Source organism: Nocardiopsis coralli (assembly GCF_014892575.1).
Lineage (GTDB): Bacteria > Actinomycetota > Actinomycetes > Streptosporangiales > Streptosporangiaceae > Nocardiopsis > Nocardiopsis coralli.
Genome location: NZ_JADBGI010000004.1, coordinates 43549 through 58808, shown reverse-complemented (window position 1 = coordinate 58808; position 15260 = coordinate 43549). Strand labels below are relative to the sequence as shown.

At 69.9% G+C, this 15260-nt stretch carries 16 protein-coding genes; 7 read left to right on the top strand and 9 right to left on the bottom strand.

Going from position 1 to position 15260, the window contains the following annotated elements; all coding sequences use genetic code 11:
* The first annotated feature begins 40 nt into the window (after positions 1-40).
* The 4 genes from murJ (at position 41) to IDM40_RS05325 (ending at position 5221) form a co-directional block, all read left to right on the top strand.
* A complete protein-coding gene (gene murJ, locus IDM40_RS05340) occupies positions 41-1828 on the top strand; it encodes a murein biosynthesis integral membrane protein MurJ (protein WP_216630386.1) in 1788 nt (595 codons plus the stop codon).
* A 276-nt stretch (positions 1829-2104) separates the two neighbouring features.
* Complete coding sequence (locus tag IDM40_RS05335) at positions 2105-3676, top strand: protein kinase family protein (RefSeq protein WP_193120793.1); 1572 nt, start codon at positions 2105-2107, stop codon at positions 3674-3676.
* 40 nt (positions 3677-3716) lie between these two features.
* Positions 3717-4343 (top strand): RNA polymerase sigma factor SigM, encoded by a 627-nt coding sequence (gene sigM / locus IDM40_RS05330; RefSeq protein ID WP_193120792.1) that lies wholly within the window; start codon positions 3717-3719, stop codon positions 4341-4343.
* Positions 4340-5221, top strand: a complete 882-nt coding sequence (locus IDM40_RS05325) for an anti-sigma factor (RefSeq protein WP_193120791.1) — start codon at positions 4340-4342, stop codon at positions 5219-5221. The genes sigM and IDM40_RS05325 overlap by 4 nt, the downstream gene beginning before the upstream one ends.
* Before the next feature lie 118 nt (positions 5222-5339).
* On the opposite strand, the gene IDM40_RS05320 is transcribed toward IDM40_RS05325, so the two are convergent.
* Together IDM40_RS05320 and IDM40_RS05315 are read right to left on the bottom strand one after the other, a co-directional pair.
* Positions 5340-6047 carry a response regulator gene (locus tag IDM40_RS05320; RefSeq protein WP_193120790.1) on the bottom strand — a complete coding sequence of 236 codons (708 nt, stop codon included), beginning with the start codon at positions 6045-6047 and terminating at the stop codon, positions 5340-5342.
* The gene (locus IDM40_RS05315) at positions 6044-7222 is read right to left on the bottom strand and encodes a sensor histidine kinase (protein WP_193120789.1); all 1179 of its coding nucleotides are present in this window, start codon (positions 7220-7222) and stop codon (positions 6044-6046) included. The genes IDM40_RS05320 and IDM40_RS05315 overlap by 4 nt, the downstream gene beginning before the upstream one ends.
* Before the next feature lie 186 nt (positions 7223-7408).
* On the opposite strand from IDM40_RS05315, the gene IDM40_RS05310 reads away from it, so the two are divergent.
* The 3 genes from IDM40_RS05310 (at position 7409) to trxA (ending at position 9393) form a co-directional block, all read left to right on the top strand.
* Positions 7409-7849, top strand: coding sequence for a hypothetical protein (locus tag IDM40_RS05310; RefSeq protein ID WP_193120788.1), 441 nt, complete (start codon positions 7409-7411; stop codon positions 7847-7849).
* A 192-nt stretch (positions 7850-8041) separates the two neighbouring features.
* Positions 8042-8974, top strand: a complete 933-nt coding sequence (trxB, locus tag IDM40_RS05305; protein WP_193120787.1) for a thioredoxin-disulfide reductase — start codon at positions 8042-8044, stop codon at positions 8972-8974.
* A 95-nt stretch (positions 8975-9069) separates the two neighbouring features.
* Positions 9070-9393 (top strand): thioredoxin, encoded by a 324-nt coding sequence (trxA, locus tag IDM40_RS05300; protein ID WP_017614196.1) that lies wholly within the window; start codon positions 9070-9072, stop codon positions 9391-9393.
* Between the two features lie 102 nt (positions 9394-9495).
* Here the strand turns inward: trxA and IDM40_RS05295 are convergent, their stop codons facing one another.
* The 7 genes from IDM40_RS05295 to rnpA all read right to left on the bottom strand — a co-directional run bounded on the left by IDM40_RS05295 (position 9496) and on the right by rnpA (position 15239).
* Positions 9496-10488 carry a ParB/RepB/Spo0J family partition protein gene (locus IDM40_RS05295; RefSeq protein ID WP_193120786.1) on the bottom strand — a complete coding sequence of 331 codons (993 nt, stop codon included), beginning with the start codon at positions 10486-10488 and terminating at the stop codon, positions 9496-9498.
* Positions 10489-10571: 83 nt separating this feature from the next.
* Positions 10572-11546, bottom strand: coding sequence for a ParA family protein (locus IDM40_RS05290; protein WP_407939930.1), 975 nt, complete (start codon positions 11544-11546; stop codon positions 10572-10574).
* An 8-nt stretch (positions 11547-11554) separates the two neighbouring features.
* On the bottom strand, positions 11555-12274 hold the full coding sequence (gene rsmG / locus IDM40_RS05285) for a 16S rRNA (guanine(527)-N(7))-methyltransferase RsmG (RefSeq protein WP_193120785.1): 720 nt from the start codon (positions 12272-12274) through the stop codon (positions 11555-11557).
* 532 nt (positions 12275-12806) lie between these two features.
* Positions 12807-13292, bottom strand: a complete 486-nt coding sequence (locus IDM40_RS05280) for a Jag family protein (protein WP_193120784.1) — start codon at positions 13290-13292, stop codon at positions 12807-12809.
* Positions 13293-13449: 157 nt separating this feature from the next.
* Positions 13450-14376 (bottom strand): membrane protein insertase YidC, encoded by a 927-nt coding sequence (gene yidC, locus IDM40_RS05275; RefSeq protein WP_193120783.1) that lies wholly within the window; start codon positions 14374-14376, stop codon positions 13450-13452.
* Positions 14377-14403: 27 nt separating this feature from the next.
* The gene (yidD, locus tag IDM40_RS05270) at positions 14404-14760 is read right to left on the bottom strand and encodes a membrane protein insertion efficiency factor YidD (RefSeq protein WP_193120782.1); all 357 of its coding nucleotides are present in this window, start codon (positions 14758-14760) and stop codon (positions 14404-14406) included.
* Positions 14757-15239, bottom strand: a complete 483-nt coding sequence (gene rnpA / locus IDM40_RS05265; protein WP_193120781.1) for a ribonuclease P protein component — start codon at positions 15237-15239, stop codon at positions 14757-14759. Before rnpA ends, yidD begins: the two co-directional genes overlap by 4 nt.
* Positions 15240-15260 lie beyond the last annotated feature (21 nt).

The following is a 15260-nucleotide window of genomic DNA, read 5'->3' as shown; positions in this document are numbered from 1 at the left end:
GACAGAGGCGCAGGAGCACGGAGGACGGCACACGCTCGTGATGCCGGAGGACGTGCTCGACGCCTACGAGCGCAGCGAGCCGCGGAGCGAGCCCGAGACGGGGCTGCGCACCGACCGCGACCCGACCGACATCGGCGACCTGGGTACCGCAGACCGTGCGGGCCTCGAGGACGGCGACGAGGTCGGCGGATCGAGCCACACGGGGTCGGGCAACATCGCGAAGTCGAGCGCGATCATGGCGCTCGGCACGGTCTTCTCCCGCGGTACGGGCTTCGTGCGCACGATGGTGCTGGCCGCGGCGATCGGGACCCAACTGCTGGGTGACGCCTACCAGACCGCGAACATGGTCCCGTTCATGATCTACGACCTGCTCATCGGCGGGTTGTTGGCGAGCGTGTTCGTCCCGTTCCTGGTCAAGCGCCGCAAGCTCGACGAGGACGGCGGCGACCGCACCGAGCAGCGCCTGGTCACGCTGATGCTGCTCGGCCTGCTGGGGATCACCATCCTCTCGGTGTTCCTCGCGGAGTGGTTCATCCGCATCTACGCGGGCGGGTTCTCCGGGGCGCAGTACGACGTCTCGGTGATCATGGCGCGGTTCCTGGTGCTGCAGATCTTCTTCATCGGCGCCAGCGGTCTGGCCAGCGCGATGCTCAACGCGCGCAACAAGTTCGGGGCCCCGATGTGGGCGCCGGTGCTGAACAACCTGGTCATCATCGGGATCTGTCTGTGGTTCCTGGCCATCGCCGGCCCGGGGTCGACCCCCGAGGACCTCATGGCCAACCAGAGCCAGATCGCCCTGCTGGGGCTCGGCACGGTCCTGGGCCAGGTCGTCCAGGCCGCCGTGCTGATCTGGTCGCTGGCCGCGGCCGGGTTCCGTTGGCGCCCGCGCCTGGACCTGCGCGGGTCCGGCCTCGGGGAGGCCGCCGGCGCAGCCTCGTGGATGATGCTCTACATCGGCGTCGCTCAGGTGGGCGCGCTCGTCTCCACCAACGTGGCCACGCGCGCGGGCGCGATGGCGGCCGAGGCGGGGTCCTCCGGCGCGGGGATCGCCGCCTACAAGTTCGCGTCGATGATCTTCCAGCTGCCGTACGCGATCATCGCGGTGTCGGTGATCACGGCGCTGCTGCCCCGGATGAGCGAGCACGTGGCCGCCGGGCGCAAGGACCAGGTGCGCGCCGACTTCTCGCGGGGTTTCCGGCTGTCGTCGGTGCTCATCGTCCCGATCTCCGTGGCGATGATCGTGTTCGCGGTCCCGTTCTGCGTGATGATCTACGCGCAGGGCAGCACCTCGGCCGAGGACGCCGCCACGATCGGCCGCATCCTCATGGTCTTCTGCGTGGCGCTGATCCCGTTCACGCTCTTCCAGCTGCAGATGCGTGTGTTCTACGCGCTCGGCGACACCCGCACGCCCGCCCTGGTGGCCCTGCCGTCGGAGGCCGCGCACGCGGTGACCGCGTTCAGCCTGCTGCTGTGGATGGAACCGCAGTACATCGTGGTCTGGCTGCCCCTGCCCTACGGCCTGTACTACGTCCTGGGGTCGATCATCATGTGGCGCCTGCTCCACAAGCGCCTCAACGGGCTGGACGGCCGCCGCACGGCGTCGACCCTGTTCAGGCTGCACGTGGCGACGATCCCGGCTGCGCTGTTCGGACTGCTGATGATCTCCGTCTTCCAGGGCCTTCCCGGCAACCTGTGGCCGGCTCTCGGATCGATGCTGGCCGGAGGTGTCGTGGGTGCCGTACTCTTCGTCATCACAGCCAAGTTCCTGAAGGTGACAGAAGTCACAGCTTTCCTCGATCTGATCAAGGCGAAGTTGCGACGGGGCTGATCACCGGGAACGCACCCCCCGGCGATCGGCCTCCGGAATGAGCCGGAAGGCGGGTCAGTATCCGTTGTCCACCAAAGGTGCTGTTCACGCGTCCTAGCATGGACAGGCACCGCTTAACCGCTACCGCATTGTTTATCCGAGCTGCCCGAAGGGAGGCTGGGGACAGCACTCAGAGCCGATGACCCCCTCGTTCGAGACCCGCGCCCCGTCCCCCAGGACGCAGGAGCCCAGCGGGACGCACAGCGAGACACGGCACTGGCGCCCGTCACTCCCATCATGAGCACCTTCCTGATCGAACCCGGGGCCAAGCTGGCCAACCGGTACCGCCTCGACGACGTCGTGAGCGAGACCGGTGGTGCCACCAGATGGAAGGCCACCGACGAGACACTCGCACGGCCCGTGGCCGTGTGGACCTTCACCGAGGGCTTCCCGCGTACCTCCGAGGCCGTGCGCGCCGCACGCGCCACGAGCCGGATCCCCGACTCCCGCGTCACACAGGTCTTCGACGCCGACGACACGGCACCCGTGCCCTACGTCGTCGAGGAGTGGGTCATCGGTTCCTCCCTCGCCGACCTGCTCGCGCAGGGCCCCATGGAGCCCGAGCGCGCCGCCGGCCTGGTCACGGAGGCCGCCGAGGCCATCGCGGCCGCGCACGAGGGCGGACTGCACCACCTGTGCCTGACCCCCGACAAACTCATGTGGAGCAGTGGCGGCGCGGTCAAGGTCACCGGCATCGGTGTGGACGCCGCGCTCCTGGGCACCAGCGTCCAGGACCCGGCCGCGGCCGACGCCCAGGGCCTGGGCCACCTGCTCTACGCGGCACTGACCGGGCACTGGCCCGGCACCCAGCAGAGCTCACTGCCTCCGGCGCCCCAGGGCCCGGGCGGACCAGCACCTGCCGACCAGGTACGCCCGGGCATCTCCGAGCCCCTGGCCACGATCTCCACCCGAGCGGCCCTGCCGCATCTGGTGGGCCAGGTCGTGCCCGGCCCTCCCCTGACGACCCCGGCGGACTTCTGCCGCGCCATGGCCGACGTGCCCCGGCTGATCCCGCTGCCGGTGTCCCCGGCCGAACCGGCGCCCGAGCCCGAGCAGGGCACCTCGCGGCGCACCGGCGAGTTCGGCAGCACCGGGACCGGTCCGCGCCGGAGCGAGCGCGCCGGAGCGGCGGCTGCTGCCGCGGCACCCGCTGCCTCCCCCAGGGGACGTCGGCGCTCCCCGCAGCAACAGAGCACGGCCCGCAAGGCCCTCGTGTGGGGTGCGGCCGGGCTCCTGTTCGTCGGTGTGGTCGCCGGCGCGTGGACGCTCGGCTCGATGATGCGCCCGTCCGAGGAGGCCTCCCCCAGCGGAGACGCCACGAGCGACGGCGACGTGGACTCGGCCGATCTCGACGCGCTCCAGATCGCCCAGGCCGACGGGTTCGACCCCCTCGGCGACGGCAGCGAGCACGGCAACAACGCCCCGAACGTCCTGGAGAGCAACGGCGAGGTCTGGAACACCGAGGGTTATAAGGACCCCATGGGCCAGACCAAGGCCGGCGTCGGGCTCCTGCTCGACATGGGCCAGAGCCAAGAGGTGCACGAGCTCGACCTCACCGTGCCGGAGAGCACCTACGGCGTGCAGATCCGGGTCGGCGACACCCGCACCGAGACCAACCAGGGCGAAGAGGTCCTGGACTCCGACCTCCCGGTCCACTGGCAGGGGCAGGTCTCCGGTGAGGAGAGCATCGAGCTCGACGAGCCCGCCTCCGGGCAGTACGTCGTGGTCTGGTTCGTCGAGATGCCGTCGGACGGCGGCACCTTCCGCGGGACGGTGGACGAGGTCGAGGTACGCGGCATCCAGGGGTAAGGCACGCGGCGTCCAAATGTGGGGTATGTGATCAGCGCTGATGGAGTCGGTCCACGAGCTCTCCGACCGTGAGCTTCTGACGAGGCACGCAGACGGCGACGACCAGGCCTTCGCGGTCCTGGTGCGGCGTCACCGCGAGCGCCTCTGGGCTGTCGCCGTGCGCATCATGGCCGACCCCGAGGAGGCCTCCGACGCCCTGCAGGACGCGTTCCTGTCGGCCTTCCGCGCGGCGGGCCGGTTCCGCGGTGAGGCGCAGGTCAGTACCTGGATGCACCGCATCGTCGTCAACGCCTGCCACGACCGCCTGCGGCGCCGCAAGGTCCGCCCCGCGACCCCGACGGAGGGCGAGACGCTCGACGTGCTCGCCAATGACCAGGACCTGCGCGGGGGCACCACACACGACCACGCCTCCCGTACCGAGACACGCCTGGTCGTGCGCGACGCTCTGGAGCACCTCCCGCTCGACCAGCGCATGGCGCTGACCCTCGTCGACATGCTCGGGTACCGGGTCGAGGAGGCCGCCGAGATCCTCGAGGTGGCTTCGGGCACGGTCAAGAGCCGGTGTGCTCGAGGTCGCTCGAAACTCCTTCCCTCGCTCGCGCATCTGAGGAACCCTCGGTCCTCTCGAGACGTCACATCTGAGAGAGGAGGTGCCAATCCATCGTGACGTCCCATCCCGAGGTGGAGGCACTCGCCTTCTTCGCCGAAGGGCTCCTGGAGCCGGACGAGGAACGCAACGTCGCCCTGCACGTCGAGTCCTGTGAAGAGTGCTCGAAGGCCCTGGACGAGTTGTCCAACGTCTCCCAGGTCCTGGCCGCGGCGCCGGCCCCCGAACTTCCCCCGGAAGTCGCCGACCGCCTCGAACAGCAGATCGCAGAGGCCGTCCGTGACCGCGCGGTCGAGCCCGCGGACCCCGTCGGCGCCTCTTCCGAACCCGAACCGTCGGACGTGCCCGCATCCGTGCCGCCGCCCGAGGGCGCGCCGGTCGCGAGCCTGTCCGAGCACCGCAAGCGCCGATTCGGCCTGCCCCGCATCATGATGGCCGCCGCTGCCGCGGTGTTCGTCGTCGGTGGCGGCGCGGCCGTGGTCAACGGGGTCCTGACCCAGAACGACGACGAACAGAGCGCGGCCGCCCCGCTCTCGGACGACCCGGCGGCCGAGCATGAATCGGACCCCGACACCGCGCAGGCCTACACACCCGAGCTCGTGCGCAGCGGGACCTCCTACACCAGTGGCGACCTCTCCGAGCAGGCCTCCGAGACCCTGGACCGTTCGTCCCTGGGCGGCACGTCCGAGGACGAGCCGCTGCCCGCGGAGTCGACCGTCCCTCCGGGCGCCGAGGCATGCGCGTCCGGTGCCGCCGAGGAGCTGGGCCTGCGGGTCGTGCTCGTCGACGATGCCCTGTACGGCGCTTCCTCCGACCCCGCCTGGGTCATGTTCGCCCCCGACGGCGACGACGTCGAGGTGCTCGTGGTCGAGGCCGACTGCGACCGGGCCGACGAGGTCGAGGACAGCATCCTGGCTCAGGAGACCGTCGAAGGGTAGTGACGTCGACAGGTCGTTCTGTCGACAGAGCGACCGGCCGATCCGCCTCTCCCGTGTCCCGCTCTCCCTGTCGAGATGTCCGTGTGTCGCCGTGTCGACACGGCGACCCGTCCCCCGTTCAGGCCTCGCCCGAGGCCTCTCCCGGACGCACCAGCCCGGTCTCGTAGGCGATGACGACAAGACCGGCACGGTCGCGGGCCCCGAGCTTGGCGAGCACACGGCCCACGTGGGTGCGGGCCGTCTCCGGGCTCAGGTGCAGGTGCTGTCCGATCTCCCCGTTGGACATACCGCGGCCGACCAGGGCCAGCACATCGCGTTCGCGACCGGTCAGGACCGAGAGCCGTTCCCCGGATCCGTGGGCCGGAACCGAGGCGACCATCCGTTCGACGACCCGGCGGGTGACGCCGGGTGAGAGCAGCGCCTCCCCCGCCGCGATCGTCCGGACGGCCCCTCGCAGTTCGTCGGGTCCTGCGTCCTTGAGCAGGAACCCGGCCGCCCCGGAGGCCAGTGCGGCGAAGACGTTCGAGTCCTCCCCGAAGGTGGTCAGCACCACCACACGTGTGTCGACATGTCTCTGTGCGGACGTGGCGTCCTGTCGCTCTGCCGACCTGCGCCGGCCGAGCTCGCGCAGCACCTGGAGGCCGTCCAGGTCCGGCATCTGTAGGTCGAGGAGGGTCACGTCGGGACGGTGGCGATCGATCGCCGCGAGGGTCTCGCGCCCGGTCCCCGCCTCGGCGACGACCTCGATGTCGCCGTCCCGTTCGACGAGGGAGCGTACGCCCGTGCGGACGAGCGGTTGGTCGTCGGCGAGCAGCAGGGTGATCAACGCGGCCCCCCGATCGGCAGCCGTGCCCGGACCAGGAACCCGCCGTCGGGCCGCGGGCCGGTCTCCAGTTCCCCGCCGAGGAGGCGGACCCGTTCGCGCATCCCCGCGAGCCCGCTGCCGGTCCCCTCGTCCCCGGCCGGGGTGGCCCCGTCGTCGGCCACGCTCACGGTGAGATCCTCCCCGTCGACGGTGAACTCCACGGTCGCGGATCGGGCCCGCGCGTGCTTGAGCGTGTTCGTGAGGGCCTCCTGCACGACCCGGTGGGCGGTCGCGTCGACCAGGGCGGGCAGGTCGCCTCGTTCGGGGCGTCCGCGCACGTCCACGGTGAGTCCGGCGGCACGCACCTCGGCGGTCAGGTCGTCGAGGTAGGCCAGGGACGCGGTCCCGGCGACCTCGCTGTCGGACCCGCGCAGGGCGTGCACGGTCGACCGCAGTTCGCGCAGTCCGGCGCGTGAGTAGTCGGTGACGTACCCGAGTTCGGTGCGGGCGGTGTCGAGGTCGGGCCGGTCGCCCTCGAGGGCCTCGACCGCGACGGAGGAGTGCAGCATGACGACGGTGAGCCGGTGGCCGACGGCGTCGTGGAGGTCGCGTGCGATCCGGGTCCGTTCCAGTGAGACCCGCTCGGCGGCCTCGGCGCGGGCGGCCTGGCGGTCGAGTTCGGCGATGCGCATCCGCTGTTCCCCTGCGCGGCGGCGCTGCACCTGGATGTGGCCGAGGGCGATCGCGGCGCCCATGATCGCGACCGTGGAGGCGAGTTCGTAACCCAGGACGAAGGCGGGGTCCTGTCCCTGGGCCAGGCGTACGCCGGTGGACAGCAGGAGCAGCCCCGTCGCTGTGCCGACGGCCCACCGGGTGCGGTCGGCCTCGGCGGCCGAGTACAGCGCCGGGGCCAAGGGGACGGCCAGCCCGATGATCGGCAGGTCCAGCACGTAGTTCGCGACGATGAGGACACCCGTGGCGAGCAGCACCGCGACCGGGCGGGTGCGGCGCCAGAACATGAGTGCGCCGAGCATGACCGCGATGAGGTACCCGAGCGCCGGGCGGTCCACGACGAGGGGTTCGTCCACACCCGGGTCGGCCACGTCGGAGCCCACGGCGATGGCGACGACGGCGAAGACGGCGAACCCGAAGAGGGCGTCGACTGCGACGGCCCGGCGGCCGCTCTCACTGGACATGGCGGTGATTCTACGGAGCGCGGGTCCGGGTGTCCCTACCGCGGCGCGGTCCTCCGTGTACGCGTTCGCGCGTAGGCGGTGCACGCCCGTATGCGTCCGAGAAGGCGCGCGTGAGGGGACGCACCGGGGCGCGGCCGAGCTCTACCGTCGGTGGACGTCATCGCAGGTCACACGTCGGAGGTCACCATGTCTCAGCCTCTTCCGCCCCGCCCTTCCCAACAGGGCCGGCCCCCCGGTCTGCCGTGGGCGCTCGTTCTCGGACTCGGTGCGCTGGCCCTGGTCCGTCCGCTGCTCAGCATCGTGGGGGTGACCGAAGCCGTGGGCGGGGCGATCGTCCAGCCCCTGGTGACCGTTCTCATCACGGCGGTGTGGGTGGGAACCGTGGTCGCGGTGCGGGAGCCGCGCCCGGTCGCCACCCTCGTGCTGACCGGCCTCACGTACGCGCTCGCGTCGGTCGTACTGAGCGCGGTGCTGTCCCCCGTGCTGTCCGGTGAGCTCCAGGGCCCGCTGGCCAACCCGGTGGCGCTCGTCCCGATGGCGGCCACCAACGCTCTCTGGGGGCTCGTCGCGGGGTTGATCGCACTCGGGGCCGGGTCGGCCCTCCGCACCCGCCACAGGGTCACCTGAGCGCCGTGCAGGAGGTCGGCGCGGAGGCCTCCACGGGCTCTGCCCTGCACGCCCGCACCGATACCCCTCCCCAGTACCCGGAGGCCCTGTCCGATCGGGAATAGCCGGACGCTTACCATCGGTTGTGCTAACCATTCTCCCCGAGGTCACGCCCGGTGGCCGGGGCAGCGACTGTGCGAAGGGCCAACGAGCGTGAGTGACGTCCGCAATGTGATCATCATCGGTTCCGGTCCCGCGGGATACACCGCGGCCGTCTACGCAGCACGTGCTGAGCTGCGCCCCCTGGTCTTCGAGGGTTCCATCACCGCCGGCGGCGCGCTCATGAACACGACCGACGTCGAGAACTTCCCCGGGTTCCCCGACGGGATCATGGGACCCGACCTCATGGACAACATGCGCAAGCAGGCCGAGCGCTTCGGCGCCGAGCTCGTCCCCGAGGACGTGACCGAGGCCGACCTCACCAAGCCGGTGAAGGAGGTCGTCGCCGGCGGCGAGACCTTCTACGCCCACACCGTCATCCTCTCCACGGGTTCGGGCTACCGCGAGCTGGGCGTTCCCGGTGAGAAGGAGCTCTCCGGCCGGGGCACCTCCTGGTGCGCCACCTGCGACGGCTTCTTCTTCCGCGACCAGGACATCGCCGTGGTCGGCGGCGGCGACACCGCGATGGAGGAGGCGCTCTTCCTCACGCGATTCGCCAAGTCCGTCACGGTCGTCCACCGCCGCGACGAGCTCCGCGCCAGCGCGATCATGGCCGAGCGCGCCCACGCCAACGAGAAGATCAGTTTCGTGTGGGACACCGAGGTCACCGAGGTGCTCGGCGAGGAGCGCGTCACTGGGCTGAAGACCTACAACAACAAGACCGGCGAGTCCGGCACCCTGGAGGTCACCGGCCTCTTCGTCGCCATCGGTCACGACCCCCGTGTCGAGCTGTTCGACAAGCAGATCGAGCTCGACGAGGAGGGTTACGTCAAGGTGGACTTCCCCTCCACCCGCACCACCCTCCCCGGGGTCTTCGCTTCCGGCGACGTCGTCGACCACGAGTACCGCCAGGCGATCACCGCCGCCGGGACCGGCTGCTCGGCCGCACTGGACGCCGAGCGCCACCTCGCCGCGATGGGCAACTGACACCCCGATCGACCATGCGGTCCCGGCTCCCCGTCCCCCGGGGCGGCAGCGGTGCCGAGACCGGATCCCTCACGTTCCGCCAACCGAGGAGAACCATGTCCAACGTCAAGACCACCACCGACGCGTCCTTCAAGGACGACGTCCTCTCCAACAGCAAGCCCGTCCTCGTGGACTTCTGGGCGGACTGGTGCGGGCCGTGCAAGCAGATGGCCCCGGTGCTGGACAAGCTGGCGGAGGAGTACGGCGACAAGATCGAGGTCGTCAAGATCAACACCGACCAGAACCCCGACACCCCCCGCACCTACAACGTCATGTCGCTGCCGACCATGAACGTCTACAAGGACGGTGAGGTCGTCAAGCAGCTCATCGGCGCCAAGCCCAAGCGCGTCCTGGAGAAGGAGCTCGCCGAGTTCCTGTGACCCTCAGCGGTCCCCGGACACGCGAGGGCCCCGGAGCGTTTTCTTCGCTCCGGGGCCCTTCTTCGTGCGCGGTGTTTCACGTGAAACACCGCGGGCGGACGGTCAGGAGGCGCGGCCGTCCATCTGCTCGATGATGCGCTCGAGGTCCTCCATCGTCGCGAACTCGACGACGAGCTTCCCCTTCTTCTTGCCGAAGTCGACCTTCACCGTCGTGTCGAAACGGTCGGAGAGGCGCGTGGCCCACTCCTCCGCCTGCGGCGGCGGGGTCGGACGCCCGGTGCTGCGCCGTGCGCGGTCGCGGTCGTCGACCCCGTGGCCGCTCTTCTGCAGAGCGATGGTCTCCTCCAGGGAGCGCACCGAGAGCCCTTCCAGGTTGACCCGCTCCGCGAGCCGCTCCTGAAGCTCCGGTTCCTCCACCGCGAGCAGCGCCCGCGCGTGGCCGGCGCTCAGCACACGGGCGCTCACCCGTGTCTGCACCTTCGGCGGCAGGTTCAGCAACCGGAGGGTGTTGGTGATGTGCGACCGCGACCGGCCCAACCGCTGGGCGAGCTCCCCGTGCGTGGCACCGAAGTCGTCCAGCAGCTGCTGGTACGCGGCGGCCTCTTCCAACGGGTCGAGTTCCTGGCGCTGGAGGTTCTCCAGGAGCGCGTCCCTGAGCAACTCGTCGTCGCCCGTGCTGCGCACGATTGCGGGGATGCGCTCGAGACCGGCCTCCTTGCTGGCCCGCCAACGGCGCTCGCCCATGATGAGCTCGTAGCGCTGCACGCCCTCCCGGACGGCGAGCTTGCGTACCACCACCGGCTGCAGGAGACCGACCTCCACGATCGAGTCGCGCAGTTCCTCCAGCGCCTCGTCGTCGAAGTTGACCCGCGGTTGCCGGGGGTTCGGCGTGATCGCCCCGAGCTCGACCTCCTCCAGATACGTCCCGTCGGACAACCCCGCCGGACCCTCCGGGGTCACATCGACGACCTCGGGGGCCTCCGGCACGGGCGCCGGCTCGGGGGTGCCACCGCCCTCCGACGGCGCGGGGGCCGCCGGCCCCTGCGGGATGAGCGCCCCCAGTCCCTTGCCCAGTCCGCGCCGCTGCTGACTCACCGGCAATTCCCTCCAGATTCCTTCGTACGAACGTCGTGCGCCCCGGGGCTCCTACCCCGGGAACACGGAGAACCACCGGCCCGTCAACGACCGGCGGTCGGGGCGCGGTGGGCCATCTCCCGCGCGGAGTCCGCGTAGGCGGACGCACCCGTCGAGGACGGGTCGTAGGTCATCACCGACTGCCCGTAACTCGGTGCCTCTGAGACCCGCACGCTGCGCGGCACCACCGAGTTGAGGACGACCTCACCGAAGTGGGACCTGACCTCGTCGGCGACCTGTTGGGACAGGCGCGTGCGCCCGTCGTACATCGTCAGGAGGATCGTGCTGATGGACAGCCCGGGGTTGAGGTGGGACTGCACGAGTTCCACGTTCCGCAGCAGCTGGCCGAGACCCTCCAGCGCGTAGTACTCGCACTGGATCGGGATCATGACCTCGTCGCAGGCGACCATCGCGTTGACGGTGAGCAGACCCAGTGAGGGAGGGCAGTCGACGAGGATGTAGTCGAGTTCGGAGGTGTCGTAGGCGGCGAAGGCACGCTTGAGGCGGGCCTCCCGCGCGACGAGGGAGACGAGCTCGATCTCGGCGCCCGCCAGGTCGATCGTGGCCGGCGCGCACCACAGGTTGGGGATGTCGGGGACCGGCTGCGCCAACTTCCGGATCTCTTCGTCCTCCACCAGGCAGTGGTAGATGGACCGGGTCTGGTTGTCGCGCTCGACACCGAGCGCCGTGGATGCGTTCCCCTGGGGGTCGAGGTCGACCACGAGCACACGCTGCCCGTGCATCGCGAGAGCGGCGGCGATATTGACCGTCGTCGTGGTCTTGCCGACGCCCCCCTTCTGATTGGCGACGCTGATCACGCGGCAGCGCTCGGGGCGCGGCCACACTTCGTCGTGCCCGTGTGTGGACGTGGCTGCGTGAGCGGCGTTGGCCAGGGGCGTGTTCGGCGCCGCGGGCGTGGGTGTTTCACGTGAAACACCGTCGCCGTCGAGCAGATCACCGTAGGCGCCCGGCGCTGTTTCACGTGAAACAGCGGCCTGGTCGGCTGGGTACTGGGGCACGAATGAGTTCACCTCTTCCGTCCGCGCTTCTTCTTGCCGCCCCGCGACTTCTGGGATCCGGGGGGCGGACCACCGTCGGATGTCACCGTGACGCGAACGACCGTGGTAGCGGGATCGACTTTACCCCGACCGACCCGGATCACATCGCTAACACTTGGCCGCAATTTTGAAACGTCTTTCTCTGCGGCTGCCAATTCGGCCTCGGCCTGCTCTCCCTTGAGCGCCAGGAGGCTCCCGTTCTTACGCAGGAGCGGCAGGGACCATCCCGCGAGCCGGCCCAACGGCGCGACCGCACGGGCGGTCACGAAGTCCGCCGACAGGTCTCCGCGCACCTCCTCGGCACGCCCGCGGCGCACCTGGACATTGGGGAGCTCCAGCGTCTGCACCGCTTCCTCGAGGAAGACGGTGCGGCGAAGGAGCGGCTCCAGGAGCGTCACGTTGAGGTCCGGGCGCATCAGCCCGAGGACCACCCCGGGGAGCCCGGCGCCCGACCCCACGTCGATCACGTCGGCGCCCTCCGGGAGGAGCTCCTCCACGACGGCGCAGTTGATCAGGTGCCGGCCCCACAGGCGCGGGACCTCACGCGGGCCGATGAGCCCCCGGCGGACGCCGTCGTCCGCGAGCAGTTCTGCGTAACGTCGGGCCTTGGGCAGGGAGTCACCGAAGACGGCCTCCGCCTCCTGCGGCGGCGCTTCGGCTGCGGGCGGGACGTCAGGCCCCGAGGTCATCGGACACCACCTGTCGGTACTCGTCCATCGTCATTTCCATGCTTGCGCGGCCACCCGGGCGCGGACTCTCCCGGCACGGCCGAACGGGGGTGCGTGGGGCAGGGGGTTCATGAGAGTCGACCACCATCGGGTCGGACCCCCATCGATCCTATGCGGGACACCGCGCAACCATCACCGTCGACCCGGGGATCGGGCGTTTCACGGGCCGTGTTTCACGTGAAACAGGGGTGCCGCAGACGCGCGGACCGCCCACGGGGATCGGCATGTCGATATGGCGACGGGTCGATGCACCCCCTCCTCCTCGACCCCAGATCCCAGGATCCCTTGGTGCGGTGGCCTTCCCGTGCACCCGATTCATGGCCATGTCGACATGGCCATGAATCGGCCAGTGGTTTCACGTGAAACACGACCCGACCGCTCCCACCAAGGGCACGCGTGGGCGCGTGTGTTTCACGTGAAACAGGCCCCGGACACGACGAAGGGCGCCGGTGCTCTCGCACCGACGCCCTCGGGTTCTGCGTGAGGGTCGACCTCAGGCGGGGTTGACCACCACGTACCGGTTGGGCTCCTCGCCCTCGGACTCGCTCGTCAGACCGGCAGCGGCGACGGCGTCGTGCACGACCTTGCGCTCGAACGGGGTCATGGGCTCCAGCGAGTGGGACTCCCCGCTCTCCTTGACCTTGTCCGCAGCGTCAGTGCCGACCTGGAAGAGCACCTTCCGGCGCCCTTCCCGGTAACCGCCGATGTCGAGCATCAGGCGGCTGCGCTCACCCGTGGCCCGGTGTACGGCCAGCCGGGTGAGCTCCTGGAGCGACTCCAGGACCTCGCCGTCGTCACCGATGAGCTCGTCGAGGGTCGCGCCGACCACGGAGACGAGAGCACGATCGCCCTCGACGTCCATGTCGATGTCCCCGTCGAAGTCCCCGATGTCGAGGAGGCCCTCAATGTAGTCCGCGGCGATGTCGCCCTCGTTCTCCAAGGATTCGACGTCGATACCGGACTCAGGCGCCTCTGCCACCGCTACTCCACCGCTCTCTTCCTCGCTACGTCCCACAGCGATCCCGTCTCCTCGTTCACGTCGTGACCTTCAGGGGCATTGTCGCCCGCGTACGCGACTGTGTGCGCGGCCGACACGAAGCACGACGACGGTCTCCGGCCGGGCCGAGGGGGTCCCGTCAGGAACCGCCACCCGTGCGCTTGGAACGCGGCTGCTTCTTCGGCTGCTTGCGTTCGATCTTAGGCTGTTCCGCCGGCTCGGGCGCGGGTTCGGTCCCCTTCTTGCGGCCGAGCATGCCCTTGGCCGAACCGTTCTCCTTGGCCTTGGGCTCCTCACCCGGCGCCGGCTGGTTCCGGTAGAGGATGTGCTGCTGACCCATGGTCCAGACGTTGGAGGTGACCCAGTAGACCAGAACACCGACCGGCATCATGAGGCCGAAGAGCCCGAAGAGGGGCGCCATGTACATCATGATCTTCTGCGTCTGCATCATCGGGTTGTCAGGCTGCTGAGCCATGCTCCGCTTGATGCTCTGACGCATGGTGAGGAAGGTCGTCAGACCCATGGTCACACACGCGATCGCGATGACGACCTTGGCGATGATGGGGTCGGAGGCGCCCAGCGCGGCCAGCTCCTGCTCGGAGGAGTTGAACTGGGCGGCGATCGGGGCCGCGAAGATCTGGGCCTCACGGGCCTGCTCGACCAGCTGCTCGTCGAACCCGAACCGGGCGTTGCCCTCAGCGACGTTGCGCAGCACGTTGAACAGGGCGAAGAAGACCGGCATCTGCAGGAGGAGCGGGAGACAACCCATGATCGGGTTGGTGCCGCTCTCCTGGTAGATCTTCATGGACTCGCGCTGCAGGCGTTCCTTGTCGTGCTTGTAGCGCTCCCGAAGCTTGGCGATCTTCGGTTGGACCTCCTGCATCTTGCGCTGCGTGTTCATCTGCTTGACGAACAGCGGCACCAGCAGCAGGCGCATGACGACGGTGAGCAGCACGATGGACAGGCCCCACGCCCACCCGCTCTCGGGGTTCAGGCCCACGGCGGTCAGACCCGCATGGATCCAGACCAATACGTGGCCGACGATGTTGTAAAGCCAGTCCAGCACCGGCCAACTCCTAGGTGATTCGTTCGGCTAGCGGTCTCCGGGGCGGATTCCCGGGTCACCGGGTCCGTCCGCCGAGTCATCGGGAGCGGGCTCCCGTTCGGACCCGGGTCCGCCGTCGGAGGCGGCCCGGTCGGTACGAGCACCCCGGGGAGGCGGGACGGGGTCCAGGCCTCCGGGGTGGAAGGGATGGCAGCGGGCGATCCGTGCGACGGCGAGCCACAGTCCGCGGAGGGCGCCGTGCACGCGCAGGGCCTCCATGGCGTACGCGCTGCACGAGGGGTAGAAGCGACAGACCGGCGGGAACAGTGGGCTGATGAAGCGTTGGTATCCCCGGATGGGCAGCATCAGCACACGCGCGAACGCGGTCGGTCTGTGCTCGGTCATCGGCTGGCCCACCGTTCTCCGGCCGCTTCGGGGCGGCGGTTCCCTTCTGCTTCACCGTTCGCCGGCCCCTCGGGAGGACGGGTCCGGCCACGGCCGCGGCGGCGCCGCGAGGCGCTCTTGGGGCGCTTCGCGGCGGCGATCGCACTGTCCAGTTGCGCGGCCAGTTCCTCGTTCCGCGCGGTGGCGGAGGAGGGTTTGGCACGCACTACCAGAAGGCTACCGTCTGGCAGATCACCCAGCCGAGACCGCATCAGGTGACGGAGGCGGCGCTGGACCCGCTTGCGGACGACCGCTCCCCCGACCGCTTTGCTCACGACGAAGCCGACGCGGGGCGGTTCGGGGTCGGTCCCGGTTCCGGACCCGACGGTGGGCGGTGAGAGGTAGACCACTCCCAGGGTCTCGCGGGAAGAACGCTTTCCGGAGCGCATGACGGAGCCGAACTCGGAGCTGTGGCGCATCCGGTTCTTCGGCGACAGCATGGCTTCCTCCCGGCTCTCCGC

Bases quoted from the DNA above. Each gene is read 5' to 3' on its own strand.
- IDM40_RS05310 (WP_193120788.1), top strand. From the start codon at position 7,409: ATGTCTCAGCCTCTTCCGCCCCGCCCTTCCCAACAGGGCCGGCCCCCC.
- murJ (WP_216630386.1), top strand. From the start codon at position 41: ATGCCGGAGGACGTGCTCGACGCCTACGAGCGCAGCGAGCCGCGGAGC.
- IDM40_RS05315 (WP_193120789.1), bottom strand. From the start codon at position 7,222: ATGTCCAGTGAGAGCGGCCGCCGGGCCGTCGCAGTCGACGCCCTCTTC.
- IDM40_RS05335 (WP_193120793.1), top strand. From the start codon at position 2,105: ATGAGCACCTTCCTGATCGAACCCGGGGCCAAGCTGGCCAACCGGTAC.
- yidD (WP_193120782.1), bottom strand. From the start codon at position 14,760: ATGACCGAGCACAGACCGACCGCGTTCGCGCGTGTGCTGATGCTGCCC.
- rnpA (WP_193120781.1), bottom strand. From the start codon at position 15,239: ATGCTGTCGCCGAAGAACCGGATGCGCCACAGCTCCGAGTTCGGCTCC.
- trxA (WP_017614196.1), top strand. From the start codon at position 9,070: ATGTCCAACGTCAAGACCACCACCGACGCGTCCTTCAAGGACGACGTC.
- sigM (WP_193120792.1), top strand. From the start codon at position 3,717: ATGGAGTCGGTCCACGAGCTCTCCGACCGTGAGCTTCTGACGAGGCAC.
- rsmG (WP_193120785.1), bottom strand. From the start codon at position 12,274: ATGACCTCGGGGCCTGACGTCCCGCCCGCAGCCGAAGCGCCGCCGCAG.